Origin of the sequence: Leptospira wolbachii serovar Codice str. CDC (genome assembly GCF_000332515.2) — a bacterium.
Lineage (GTDB): Bacteria > Spirochaetota > Leptospiria > Leptospirales > Leptospiraceae > Leptospira_A > Leptospira_A wolbachii.
In genome coordinates, this window is sequence record NZ_AOGZ02000013.1 from 35,410 (window position 1) to 48,349 (window position 12,940).

At 41.9% G+C, this 12,940-nt stretch carries 13 protein-coding genes; 7 read left to right on the top strand and 6 right to left on the bottom strand.

What is annotated here, in order from left to right; genetic code table 11:
* Window positions 1-120: 120 nt before the first annotated feature.
* The 4 genes from murJ to lipB are packed head-to-tail and all read right to left on the bottom strand — an operon-like array spanning window position 121 to window position 4,334.
* Window positions 121-1,737: a murein biosynthesis integral membrane protein MurJ gene (murJ, locus tag LEP1GSC195_RS04235; protein WP_015680352.1), complete on the bottom strand. Its 1,617-nt coding sequence runs from the start codon at window positions 1,735-1,737 to the stop codon at window positions 121-123.
* Between the two features lie 11 nt (window positions 1,738-1,748).
* Complete coding sequence (locus tag LEP1GSC195_RS04240; RefSeq protein WP_015680415.1) at window positions 1,749-2,615, bottom strand: STAS domain-containing protein; 867 nt, start codon at window positions 2,613-2,615, stop codon at window positions 1,749-1,751.
* 3 nt (window positions 2,616-2,618) lie between these two features.
* The gene (locus LEP1GSC195_RS04245) at window positions 2,619-3,614 is read right to left on the bottom strand and encodes an LIC_12071 family protein (protein ID WP_015680472.1); all 996 of its coding nucleotides are present in this window, start codon (window positions 3,612-3,614) and stop codon (window positions 2,619-2,621) included.
* Between the two features lie 60 nt (window positions 3,615-3,674).
* Window positions 3,675-4,334 carry a lipoyl(octanoyl) transferase LipB gene (lipB, locus tag LEP1GSC195_RS04250; protein ID WP_040506410.1) on the bottom strand — a complete coding sequence of 220 codons (660 nt, stop codon included), beginning with the start codon at window positions 4,332-4,334 and terminating at the stop codon, window positions 3,675-3,677.
* On the opposite strand from lipB, the gene LEP1GSC195_RS04255 reads away from it, so the two are divergent.
* From LEP1GSC195_RS04255 to LEP1GSC195_RS04265, 3 genes are all read left to right on the top strand, one after another.
* Complete coding sequence (locus tag LEP1GSC195_RS04255; RefSeq protein WP_015680388.1) at window positions 4,317-4,850, top strand: type II toxin-antitoxin system antitoxin SocA domain-containing protein; 534 nt, start codon at window positions 4,317-4,319, stop codon at window positions 4,848-4,850. The genes lipB and LEP1GSC195_RS04255 overlap by 18 nt on opposite strands.
* Window positions 4,847-5,203, top strand: a complete 357-nt coding sequence (gene panD / locus LEP1GSC195_RS04260) for an aspartate 1-decarboxylase (RefSeq protein ID WP_002975457.1) — start codon at window positions 4,847-4,849, stop codon at window positions 5,201-5,203. Before LEP1GSC195_RS04255 ends, panD begins: the two co-directional genes overlap by 4 nt.
* A 65-nt stretch (window positions 5,204-5,268) precedes the next feature.
* Window positions 5,269-6,123 (top strand): hypothetical protein, encoded by an 855-nt coding sequence (locus tag LEP1GSC195_RS04265; RefSeq protein WP_015680300.1) that lies wholly within the window; start codon window positions 5,269-5,271, stop codon window positions 6,121-6,123.
* Window positions 6,124-6,195: 72 nt separating this feature from the next.
* Here LEP1GSC195_RS04265 and LEP1GSC195_RS04270 read toward each other — a convergent pair whose 3' ends face one another.
* Window positions 6,196-6,408, bottom strand: coding sequence for a hypothetical protein (locus LEP1GSC195_RS04270; RefSeq protein WP_015680228.1), 213 nt, complete (start codon window positions 6,406-6,408; stop codon window positions 6,196-6,198).
* 86 nt (window positions 6,409-6,494) lie between these two features.
* Here LEP1GSC195_RS04270 and LEP1GSC195_RS04275 point away from each other — a divergent pair, with 86 nt between their 5' ends.
* The 4 genes from LEP1GSC195_RS04275 to LEP1GSC195_RS04290 all read left to right on the top strand — a co-directional run bounded on the left by LEP1GSC195_RS04275 (window position 6,495) and on the right by LEP1GSC195_RS04290 (window position 11,043).
* A complete protein-coding gene (locus tag LEP1GSC195_RS04275) occupies window positions 6,495-7,304 on the top strand; it encodes a hypothetical protein (RefSeq protein WP_002976345.1) in 810 nt (269 codons plus the stop codon).
* A 73-nt stretch (window positions 7,305-7,377) separates the two neighbouring features.
* Window positions 7,378-7,689: a thioredoxin gene (gene trxA / locus LEP1GSC195_RS04280; protein WP_002976332.1), complete on the top strand. Its 312-nt coding sequence runs from the start codon at window positions 7,378-7,380 to the stop codon at window positions 7,687-7,689.
* An 18-nt stretch (window positions 7,690-7,707) separates the two neighbouring features.
* Entirely contained in the window at window positions 7,708-9,861 is a 2,154-nt protein-coding gene (locus LEP1GSC195_RS04285) for a cAMP/cGMP-dependent 3',5'-cyclic-AMP/GMP phosphodiesterase (RefSeq protein ID WP_015680361.1), read from the top strand.
* Between the two features lie 51 nt (window positions 9,862-9,912).
* Complete coding sequence (locus LEP1GSC195_RS04290; RefSeq protein WP_002976432.1) at window positions 9,913-11,043, top strand: acyl-CoA dehydrogenase family protein; 1,131 nt, start codon at window positions 9,913-9,915, stop codon at window positions 11,041-11,043.
* Window positions 11,044-11,186: 143 nt separating this feature from the next.
* Here the strand turns inward: LEP1GSC195_RS04290 and thiC are convergent, their stop codons facing one another.
* Window positions 11,187-12,704 carry a phosphomethylpyrimidine synthase ThiC gene (gene thiC, locus LEP1GSC195_RS04295; protein WP_015680449.1) on the bottom strand — a complete coding sequence of 506 codons (1,518 nt, stop codon included), beginning with the start codon at window positions 12,702-12,704 and terminating at the stop codon, window positions 11,187-11,189.
* Between the last annotated feature and the right edge of the window lie 236 nt (window positions 12,705-12,940).

The window sequence follows — 12,940 nt, forward strand, 5'->3', positions numbered from 1 at the left end:
ACGAACATGCATAGGCATTTTTTTTATTGAATCAGATAGTTCTTCCTTCACGGAAGAACTACTATACCACACCGTCTACACACCAGTGAACATGCGATTGGTGGACGAAATTTTATAAAATTATTTTCGAAACTTGCGAAGGAACCTCCCTAAAATGATTTCCGATTCCGGAAGTCTCGTTAGGCTTGCCACGGCAAAGTAAATGACTACTGCAGGAAGGATGGATACAACGAGACAAATCCGACTTACATTCGCAAAACCAAGATCCCAACCTTCAGAAAGGTAAGAGACTAAAATGGGTTTTCCTACCCACTCCGACAAAACAAGCCAAAAGAGGAGCCCAAAGAGAGCTGGCACCATTTTCAAAATCCGCAACCAAACAGTAAGGAAGGGAATTTTCACTTGGTGCGATTTTAAATAAAACAGCAGAAGTGAAGAAGTCACAGAAGCACTGAGGGCCGAGGCCAAAGCAATGGCCGAGTGTTTTAAAAAATACATTAAGCCAATACTCACAACTACACTTAAGAAAAAAGAAATCAGTTGGATTCGCAGAGGGGTTTTTGTATCCGAAAATGCATAATAAGAAGAAACCAGAACTTTATTGATGCTATAAAACGGAATGGCAAAAGAATAAAACACCAAAGGATAAAGAGCTGTAAGCGTAGCCAGATGGTCCCAACGCCCTCCGTAATAAATGGAATCCAGAACCGTTTCCCCAAGAACCGCCAAACCAATGCTTGCTGGTAAAGTCAAAAAGAAAGCAAAGGACAAAACATCCGCAATTTCTTTTGGCACATTTTCTTCGCGTCCTTCCCGAAGGTCTTTCAAAAGAGAAGGAAGGATAGTCGTCGCAAGTGCCACTCCGATGATTCCTGTCGGAAGTTGGACAAGCCTTTGGGAATAATCCAAACTTACTACAGCCCCGAGCCCTGGGTTTTGGTTTTGGATGTAGTTAGCAAGAAAGATGTCCACAAGAAGTCCAATTTGATAAAAACTTCCCCCGAGAGCCGCCGGTAACATGAGTTTAAAGATTTTGCGAATGGCCGGATGACGAAAGTTCAAACGGAATATGGGACCATACCCATTTTTATAAACATACCACGCTTGTACAAGAAGTTGCAAAACTCCTCCCGTAACAATACCATAAGCCAATACAAATACTTTGTCTCGGATCTCATGGTAAAATGGAAAAACAAAAATAAATACGATCAAATAACTGAAGTTAAGGATGATAGGAGAAAGAGAAGGAACAAAATAATTGTGATGGGAGTTGGAGATCGACATAAAAATCGAAGACAAACTTGCTGTCATAATCAGAAAAAATAAAACTAGCGAAAGTTCAACGACTAGTGCTCCGTATTCAGGAGATCCTCCCACAAGAGCCGGTAAAAACCCGGAAGCAAAAAACCAAAAGAGAGCCACAAAGAGAGACAAACAAAGAAATAAAAAGCTAAGGACGGTTCCTGACATCACCCGCGCTTCCTCTACTCCCATCTTTTCGTATTCGGAAAAAATAGGCATAAAGGATTGGCTTAAGGTTCCTTCTGCCAGTAGGTTACGAAACATATTGGGAAGGCGGTAAGCGACACTGAAGGCGGAGGCAACCATCCCTGTTCCAAAACTAACAGCCATAAAATGATCACGAATGAGGCCTAAAATTCTAGATAAAAAGGTATAAAAAGAAAGGGCAAGTGAACGCCTGGTGCTTGACTCACTTCCCTTGGCTTGTTTTGTCATAAGACCAGACTTTAGATGGGATTCAATTTTTCAAGAAAACGTACAGAACCATTTGGACTCATTTCAAACTGAGTGGAACAACCCGGGCATTCATGTTTGCCAAATTTGTGAAGCCGTAGCCTTGTCCCACAAACTTCACATTGGATGATTCTTTCGATCGCTTCTAATTGTTTGGTTTTGGACTGGATGTAACTGGGAATGGTGACACGTTTTTCTTCTGATTCGGGAGAGGTTTTATAAACGGCAAATCTTCTTTCCAATTCATGGTTCAGAGTCTCTTTGATTTCCAAACGAAGGCTATTCAGTTTTTCTTCCAAAACCGTTTCCATCGGAGAAGAGCTGGTTTTTACCGTTGGCGTCTGTTCTATTTCATCCCCATCGGAAATGGATTCCAGTTGCGAAATGGGTTCTTTCGAACTATAGGAAGAATCCCTGTCCTTAGATTTTCCCGTAAAATAAAAACGGATTCTGTTTTCGTTTGCGGCAGTTGCGGATGCAGTGGACTCTACAGGCGAAGGTTTTGTATCTGAAGCCACTGAATGTTTTGGATCCATTTGCAAAAGAAAGGATTCTGCTTGGCTATGGCTTCGAAAGATGGGAAGACGATCAAAAAGTCCAACAAGACTCAAAACATCTTCCACTTCTTGTTTCACTCCATAAATGGCATACACCGCACCCATCTTTGTGATCTGTTTATGGATTTTAACAAGGATACTGATTCCATTCGATGTGATAAAATCCAAGGCACCAAACTGAAATAAAAACTTCCGATACCCTTTGCCTACTTGGGATTCAAAGTAACGGTAGAAATCCTCAGCACTGGTTCCATCCAAACCACCTTTTAGTTGAATTGAAAAAACTTTATCTTTGGGTTCCATATTCTATCCTAAAAAGATCGCATCACGGATCGGTGTTTGGTGAGAATCAGAAGATATAGTAGAGACAAGCGGGCCTTCTGATAGAATTTCCACTTCACTCGTCGTCCCGGCGGTCACAACGGTTTCCCCGTTTGGTTCTGCTGTTAGGTCAACAATCGGCTCTACTTGACTCTCTTTTGTTTCCAAAGTCTCTACCGTTTTTTTCTCAAAGAGGGGCAATCCCGTAGATTCTTTTGGAGTAATACTAGAGTCCCTAGCAACTAACATGGTGTAGGCAACAAAAGCCCCAGTCAAAATCAAACTCACAACAAAAGCAAATAATATATAATTAAAAACCATCCATTCCACAAGTTTCCATTGGTTTTCAAAAAGTAACCCTAAGTTCCCTCTTTCATAAACCAAAATCACAAGACCCGTAACATCCAGTGTTCCTGGTTTGTAAAGTGGTGAAGTCAGTCTTACTGTGTTGGACTTTGCTAATGGCAAATAAGAAACGACCCATTCAAAACCAGAACGAACTTTGGGATCCCGTTTGGAATTAAGGATGGGATTTTCTCCATTTTCCGCCTCTGACCATTCCCATTTTTTCATCCGAATTCCTTTTTTAAAGAAAGTCGAATGGAGGAGTGTCTCATCCGGTTTTCGATTTTTCAATTCATCCGGTGTGTAAATGGTATCTGTAGAAACAAGAAGGGTGGCATCTACAGAATACAAACTGATCTTTTTGATGTAAAACTCTTCGGGATCATTTTTGGATTGTTCCACATAACGATGAAACATCTTTTCTAATTCCACATAACCTTCGTTCTGTAGTCTTTGTTCCGAACTTTTAGCCAGTGCCAGTGTCAAATCCCGAGCTCTATGGTCAGAAACAAACTGCTCTTGGGTTAACGCATTTTGTAAAGATTCATAAAAAGTCCAAACCACAGCACTTAGGGCCAAGGTCTCACAGAGGAAAAAGAAAAGAATAAAGGATAGAAAAAAACGTGAATATTTCATAGATCCCCCTTATACCTTTCGGCCGATTGGATGGATTTACAGAGGAAAATACAAAGGAAATTATGGAAGTAAGTCTAGAAATGTATTGGCGAAACTCATTACAAACTCAAGCCGTTTCTTCGGGAAATCCTCAGGCTTTCCTAACCGAAGAAGAGAAGTCATGTCCTCCGACCTCGCACCACAAGGATTGATGAGAGAGAATGTTTTCAGATCATTCACTGCGTTCAACGCAAATCCAAAACTAGTAAAGTAGGACTTGGCGTAAATTCCTTCCGAGATAAGTTTTTGTTTCGGCTCCTCCACGGTATATAAGCCCGGGGCTTTTGGATTTTCTTCCACCGGTACTCCCCAAGTCTCCTGGACGGCTTTCACCAAACTTTGGTTTAAGTTACGTAAAAAATCCCCAAGACTTAGATCCCTTTTTTTCAAATCAATATGCAGGTATCCCACAATTTGGCCGGGTTCATGGGCGGTAAAGTCCCCTCCTCTTTGCAGAGTGACAAGCTCCACTCCCAAAGAAGAGAGAAGACTTGGAGAAACCAAAAGATTTTCCGCTTTCGCACCTATGCCCCCTGTTAAACATGGACTGTGTTCTAAAAAGAGCATGGATTCCCTTCGATTTTTCCTGGAATTTTCCTGGAATTTCACGTATCTTAAGTACGGAACAATCGAAGGAAACAGGTAAGAAGGAAGTCCTTTTCGATGGAGAAACTTTGTCATGCGATCCTTTGGATCCTCGAAAAATCACCCAATGGTAGAGCCCGCCTGGATTTGGCGAAGCTTCTCTACTATTCGGATGGTGTTCATTTCCAAAAACATGCGGAGATGATCACAAGAGGAGACTATATCCACTTAGAAGACTCCCCTTACCCCGTCAAACTGAACGAAGCCCTTTTATTTCTAAAAGAGAAAGGCCATATCGATGCCATTCCCAAAATAGAGGGAAATGGAATCCAAGGGTTTACATTACGATTCTTAAAACCAATGGACGGGCTCATTCTGTCTAGGGAAGACAAACGGGTGATGATGAAAGTTGTGGAAGCTTTCCGAGGCCGAGTTGTGGATGAAAATCGCCACTACCCCAACCTTTACGAAAACTACGTAGTCACCCCCCTCTTCGATGCCATTCCTTTTTCTGTGGAAAGGATCAATACGAAAATCCATGTTCTCGTCCAAAAAAGCCTTTTGAATCTATCAGGCAAAATGTTTAGAGTTTTATTTGAGAGGTCAGAATGATCATCACTGTTTGCAAAGGCAAAATCCATAGAGCCGTCGTCACCGAGGCGGAACTCCACTACGAAGGTAGTCTCACCGTTGACCAAGACCTAATGGACCTGGCCGGAATGAAACCCTATGAACAAGTGAGTGTGGTGAACGTCAATAACGGAGCTCGGTTCGAAACCTATCTAATTGTGGGAGAACGGGGTTCGGGAACCATCTGTTTGAATGGGGCCGCGGCAAGACTCGGGATGAAAGGGGACAAAGTCATCATCATCACCTACGGTCAAGTGGCAGAAAAAGAGCTTCCCACAGATTACAAACCCAAGGTAGTCTTCGTAGACGAGAACAATCGCCCGAAAAAAGCCTAATTTCCCTAATTTTTCTAGGCCATTTCTTCGATACTAACTGTATAAACCAAATTGGTAGTCGGAACATGAACAAAACAATATTCGCCATTTCATTCACCCTACTCACTTGTGCCCTATTCGCACAAGAATCAGGGAATACCCAAGGGACTCCGGGGACTGTTGCCTCTTCTAAGGACAACCGAGACTTGTATCCACTCTCAATGTACGATGCAAGGATACGCCTAAAAGGTGTAAGCTTTGTTAGACGACATGCTGATACAGGAAAAGGCGAATTTTTGGATGTCCAAGTAGAGTTGGAGTCTAGAGTTCCAGAAAATAACGAGTATGCTATTTACGTTCTTGCGGGATTCGAAGGCGACCGAAGTAATCCAGACGAAAGAAGACTCATTCCCTATCCTGCTTGGAGAAAGGCTGATCCAGAAAAAGACGAAAGAACTTTATACTTTTCTAATGTAATGCCAACTCCAGTCACTGCCAAAGAAATCTGGGGCGAAGAAACTTATGCAAAGAAAAAAGCAGAAGTAGAAAAACGCCACTATGCCGGTTTTGAAGCAGAAATGCCAGAGCCTACATTCACTGAGGTAGTTGATTACCTATGTAAAAACAATGCGAAGGCACTCCCCTTTACGCTGTTTGGTGAAACTGGTCCTACAAAAGACAAACAAGTTGTTTATAACTACGTAGCACAAACTGAGGATGAGAGAAAACGCCAAGTACATGAAACTCTTCCCAAACATACCTACACGATTTACAATAACAAGTATCGTGCGGCAATCACAAGCCACCACTACACACAATACCGACCAAACTTTTTAACTTTTAATAAAGTGGCCATCCTTGTGTTTGATACAAAGAAACCAACCAACAGCCTTCTTTTTAGAAAGTTCATCGATATTTCTGATTTAAAAATTACGTATTAATGAGATTATTTCCAGGACCGAAGTTTTGGTCTTGGAAATCCGACATCTGACCTTTAGAAGTCCAACTGGATTCTAGTGGTCAGCGCCTTCTGGACGGATGGGGGGGAATTGTTCCGAAGCCCTCACCCTCCACTCGTCCTCCGGATGGTTCAAATGCAACCAACCGTTCGCAAAGTCCCAACGACCATCCAAATCCAAAAAATCCCAGAAAATCGCCTGGTTCATGTATTTGTAGGTGTCGAGTAGATCGAGTAAGTCCCGTTGTTTTCGGGGAGAATTTTCCATTCTATTCCAGTTTCGGTAAGATGCCCCCCTGGTCGATGTTTTTTATGGACAAAACGAATCGATTCTGCCGAAAATGATACCAGACCATGGCAATCACAAAGGAAAAAAAAGCTGACTTCAACGACAAACTGGTAGATTTCAAAAACTACCTAGAAGAGCTGAAAAAAGAAGCCAATATCTACAAAGTCCAAGCTAAAAAAAGCAAGGATATGGAACCTTATTTTAATCTATCTCTTGCCATCAACTCCATCAAAACAATTAACACCTGTATTGTGATCAATGAACTTTCTACAGCCATCTTAGAAATCAATAATAACAATTACTTAGAAACAGCAAGAAAGGAAATTTATAACACTATTTCCTACATCGAAAAAACGGTAGGAAACAACGTGGATGGTTCCCTTTCGGAAAACAAAGAACTTCTAGCAAAAATCGAAAGATTCACACCCACACAGAGACTGAACCTAATCAAAGGTCTACTGCAAGCGATGAAAAAAACCATAACGGCTTTTGGAACCAACTCTAAGTGGAAATGGTCTTGGCCAGACATCAATTTTCGAATTGCCGCTTGTACCAAAAATCTTTTTGATTTTATCGCTTACGAAAGAGAGCAGGATTTGGAAAATCCTTATTACTACATTCGCAAAGAACACTTCAATCTTGTCATAGAACTTGCTAACCAAGCAGCACAGGATTATAGGACAAAATTTGAAATGTCTACACAAGATTCCACAGATTTGAAACATTCTGTAGAAATGTTGGAGATGAACCGTAAGATATTCCAAATTACAGGCGAAAATGAGGATTTGGAAAAAACCAAAACTCTCATTGAGTCCTTCCAACAAAAGATCGCCGACCTCGAATCCGACGATAAAAAGAAAAAAAAGAAACAATAATCGACGTTTTTCCCTAGAATCCCCAGTCTAGTTTATAGAAAGGGCAATACTTTTCAAAAGGAGATTTCGAAATATGGCACTAACGGAAATCACTGACGCCAATTTCAAAGCAGAGACTGCTAAAGGCGTTGTTTTAGTGGATTGTTGGGCGGAATGGTGCGGACCTTGTCGAATGGTAGCTCCGGTTCTCGATGAACTATCACAAGAAATGGCTGATATCAAAATTACAAAGCTAAACGTTGATTTCAATCAGAAGACGGCGCAGGAATTGGGAATCCAATCTATCCCTACCCTTCTTCTCTATAAAGACGGAGTTTTAGTGGATAAAGCAATTGGAGCTTTACCAAAACCGCAAATTAAAAAATTTATAGAAAATCACAAGTAGGAAATAAATTATCCCCTAATGGTCAGTTCAGAACCGAATGGTTTTACCGCACTCCCTAGAGGGGGATATTTAGTCGATACCTCGGAAGGGTACATCCAAATTGGATCCCCTCCCGAAACAATTAAAGACACCATGGGGTTGGAAAAGAAAACCCCGCTGGTGTTTGTCCTTCCCAATAAATTCTTCCACGTCGAAAAAGGGATCTCCATTGCGGAGTTAGAATTCCCCATTTACTTTAACTTCTTCTTTCGTGGTGGTAAAAAAACATTTATTGTCTGTTCACCGGAACAAAAAGAGCAACTAACAATTGTTCTCGGGGAATCTCTTATGGGTCCCCAGGAACTCAACTTAGCTTCTGAGTTTATTGACGGAACGGAAAGTTTTGGTTTCCCCGACATCAAAGCCGAAATGGCACATTTCCGTAGTTACAAAACTATGGAAGAAGTAGTGGAGTTTGTTCTCTTTGATGAAAACCACAAAGCAAAATTTGGAAAGATCACGATCGAACAACTTCCTTCCAATGAATTTCTCATTGTGGACGGTGATAAAAAAATCAAAACTCCGGGAGAGGTCGACTTCCATGTGAAGTATGATATTGGAAAAAGGTTAGAAGAACCCTTCCAACCTCCTATCATCGGGATCACATGCCTTGGCCCTTCGCATGGATTTGACCCTACAGACAACACTTCTGGTTTTATCATTTGGCTAAACGGACAAGGGATTATGGTGGATCCCCCGGTCAACTCTACCGAGTGGTTACGGGAATCCAATGTAAATCCCAAGTTCATCAACTCTATCATTCTCACTCACTGCCACGCTGACCATGATGCGGGAACCTTCCAAAAGATTTTAGAAGAGTCCAAAATCACGATTTATGCTACAGCAACAGTGATGGAATCCTTTCTTAAAAAATATTGCAGCCTAACAAAGATTCCGCGTCGCGAAATTACAGACCTTTTTGACTTTATCCCAGTTGTGATTGGAAGGCCGACCATCATCAATGGGGGTGAATTTTATTTTCACTACGCCCCCCACTCCATTCCTTCTGTGGGATTTGAATTCTTCTTCCAAGACCAATCCTTCTATTATACCTCCGACCACTTAAATGATCCGGAAGCCTTCGAAGAGATGTACAAAAAAGGTGTGTTTCCAGAAACCAGATACCAGTTCTTAAAAGACTTCCCTTGGGATCGTAAAATCATCTATCATGAAGCGGGAGTCCCCCCTCTTCACACGAAGATCAGTTATCTTGCTTCCCTACCGGAAGAAGTACAAAAAAGAATTACCGTTTATCATATTGCAGCCAAAGATATGCCGGAAGGGAACCACCTAACTCTCGCTAAATTTGGAATCGAAAATACTTTGTATCCAGAGATCACTCCTCCGAAACACCAAGAGGCATTCCAACTTTTAGAAATCCTTTCGCAAATTGATATTTTCTCAGGATTCCCGATCGAGAAGGCTAAGGAATTTTTGCAAGTAGTGAAGGAAGAAAAATTCCGCCGTGGGGAACAAATCATCAAAAAAGGAACTCATGGGGATCGCTTTTTTATCATCGCCTCAGGGAATGTTCGTTTTGAAGGACTTTCGGGGGACCATTCTGCGGTCAAAAGATACGGAACTTATGAATACTTTGGCGAGGCATCACTGATTTTGGATACAGCCCGCCAGGCAGATGTGTATGCAGAAACCGATGTTCTTGCTCTCACCATAGAAAAAACTCGGTTTTTTCAGTTCATTCGCGGATCCAAACTCCACGAAAACCTAATCAAACTCAATAGCATCCGAGAGACCAATACCTGGAAAACACTCACTGAGTCCCAAACCTTCCGGGGTCTCACGAGTTACCAAGTCACCCAACTAGAACTCATCCTCAAACTCGAAACCGTAAAAAAGGAAGCCTCTCTCATTGAAGAAGGCCAAACCTTTCACAATGCCTTTATTGTGCGTTCAGGAACCGTTGTCGTCATGCAAAACCACAAAACCATCCGAGAACTGGGTGCCGGAGACTTTGTCGGGGAGATCTATTCCCTTACCAAAAACCTTCCTTCTAATTTCAGTTTCATCGCTTGGCCGGGTACAGAATTGTATGTTCTCTCCGAAGAAGATGCCATTCAGTACATTAAGAAAAATCCCGGTGTCTACATGAAGCTGAACACTGTTTATAATTGACCTCATTTCGCCATTTCTGTAACATTTCCATATCAAGGAGTCACAAATCACATGGAGCGTATCCTCCCCTTTACTGAAGAACACCATCAATTCCGCGAGATGGCTCGGAAATTTTTTGAAACAGAAGTTAAACCACACCACGAAGAATGGGAAAAAAACCATATCGTACCCAAAGAAGTTTGGAGAAAGGCCGGAGAGAACGGTCTCCTCTGCCCAGATGTTCCCGCCGAATATGGTGGTTCTGGTGCTGACTTTCTTTACAATATCATCATCATTGAAGAATCTTCCCGCGTAGGAAATAGTGGATTCTTTATCTCCCTCCACAATGACGTGATTGCACCCTACATCTCCACTTATGCAAACGACGAACAAAAGAAACGTTGGTTGCCTAAATGTGCGTCCGGTGAATCCATCCTTGCCGTAGCGATGACAGAACCAGGTGCTGGTTCGGATCTAAAGTCGCTACGCACAAGTGCCGTCGACATGGGTGATCACTTCGTAGTAAATGGACAGAAAACATTTATCTCGAACGGACAACTCGCTGACCTAATCATCACTGCCGTCAAACACGATAACGGAACCATTTCCCTTGTGATGATTGAAGAAGGAATGAAGGGATTTGAAAGAGGCCGTAACTTAGATAAAATTGGTCTCAAAGCACAAGATACTTCAGAATTGTATTTCAACGATGTGATTGTTCCAAAGACAAACCTTATCGGCAAACAAGGACAAGGTTTTCGTTACCTCATGCAAAAACTAGCACAGGAACGTTTGGTACTTTCTGTAGCAGCTGTGGAAGCAACAAGACTCGTTCAAAAAATCACTCTTCAATACATCAAAGAACGTAAGGCATTTGGCCAAAAGATCGGTTCCTTCCAAAACACCAAATTCAAAATGGCGGAGATGGCAACGGAACTAGAAATGGCTCAAGTATTCTGTGATAAGGTTGTTATGGAACACATGAAAGGTGAAAACACAACCGCAGAAGCTTCTATGTGTAAATGGTATACAACAGAGATGCAAAAACGCCATACAGATGAGTGTTTACAATTCTTTGGTGGTTACGGTTACATGATGGAGTATCCAATCGCAAGAGCTTACCTCGATGCAAGGATCCAAACCATTTATGCAGGAACCACAGAGATTATGAAAGAAATCATTGGTAGAAGTTTAGGACTATAATTTCTAAACCTATCTAATTTTTTAAACCTCTAGTTTTTAAAAAAGAAAACCCGGCGCACTTGGCCGGGTTTTTCTATTGGAATCGAAGGCAAAATCTACGAAATAACTTGAGTTAGCTGATTTACAAAATTAGACAATTTTGACTAAACTTCGGAACCATCCACTGCCCCTACTTCTGCTTCCGCTGTTTCTTTTCGTAAGTCTGTCGTCAGTCGCATCGAACAAAAATGAGGGCCACACATAGAGCAGAAATGCGCTTTTTTCATTCCATCTTGGGGCAATGATTCATCATGATAGGAACGAGCCAGTTCCGGATCAAGAGATAAGGCAAATTGGTCTTCCCAACGAAATTCAAACCGAGCTTTGCTCAGTAAATCATCCCTTTCTTTGGCACCGGGATGACCTTTGGCAAGATCGGCCGCATGAGCTGCAATTTTATAGGCAATCACCCCGTCTTTTACATCCTGTTTGTTCGGAAGTCCCAAATGTTCTTTCGGAGTCACATAACAAAGCATAGCCGTTCCATACCAGGCAATCATAGCTGCCCCAATCGCAGAAGTGATATGGTCGTATCCTGGAGCAATGTCGGTTACCAGGGGCCCGAGAGTATAGAATGGGGCTTCCATACAAATCTCTTCTTGCAACCGAACATTCTCTTGGATGAGGTGCATGGGAACATGTCCTGGTCCTTCCACCATCACTTGGACATCATCGGCCCAGGCACGTTTGGTAAGTTCCCCCAAAGTCTTTAACTCAGCAAACTGAGCTTCGTCATTGGCGTCATTGATACAACCGGGTCGTAACCCGTCTCCAAGCGAATACGAAACCCCGTATTTTTGCATAACTTTTGAGATCGCATCAAAATGTTCATAAAGAAAATTTTCTTTTTTATGATGGTTACACCATTTCGCAAGGATGGACCCTCCGCGAGATACAATCCCTGTGATTCGTTTGTTTGTGAGATGGATGTAGTCACGAAGAACCCCCGCATGGATGGTAAAATAATCCACACCTTGCTCTGCTTGTTCTTCCAAGGTTTCTAAAAATACAGAAATATTTAAGTCTTCTACTTTTCCTTTTACCTTTTCTAAGGTTTGGTAGAGGGGAACGGTTCCAATCGGAACAGGAGAATTTCTAATGATCCATTCTCTTGTTTCATGAATATTTTTTCCCGTAGACAAATCCATCACTGTGTCGGCTCCCCAGTGCAGTGACCACCTGAGTTTTTCTACTTCATCATCAATGGAGGATAGGATAGCAGAGTTACCGATATTGGCGTTGATTTTCACCAAAAACTTTTTCCCAATGATCATGGGCTCCAGTTCCGTATGACGTTTGTTTGACGGAATGATCGCGCGACCAATTTTTACTTCATTCAAAACAAACTCAGGTGCCATTCCTTCCCTTTTGGCGACATACATCATCTCTTCAGTGAGGATGTCCCTTTTGGCATAATAGAGCTGTGAAAAATTTGTATCTCCCCTCGATTCTCTGGTTTGGATCCAAGACTCTCTAAGTTTAGGAATTCCTTTTTTATAATCGTATTCTTCTTCATGAATGCAAAACATACCTTCGGTTCGGTAGGATTGGAACTTGGTGTTGTCAGAAAGTGTAATGGTAGTTTCTGGAATGGAGATGGGAGCTTGGGAATTGGTTTCCATAGTGAATTTTCCTTGGCCGGAACAGAAACTAGGAAGCGGTCAGAAAAACTAAGGATACAAATTCAAAACTTCAAAGGATAGAAACTATCCTAAAAAATCTTTGGACTTTTCTCGTTTCCCTTCGCAAGCATTACCAGGATCAGGTTCAAAAAGGGTAATTCTCAGCCAAGTCCCCACTCTCAAAAACTTGAAAGTTTGGGAACCGAGCACCCCTAACGGTTACCTATCAGTTTCCT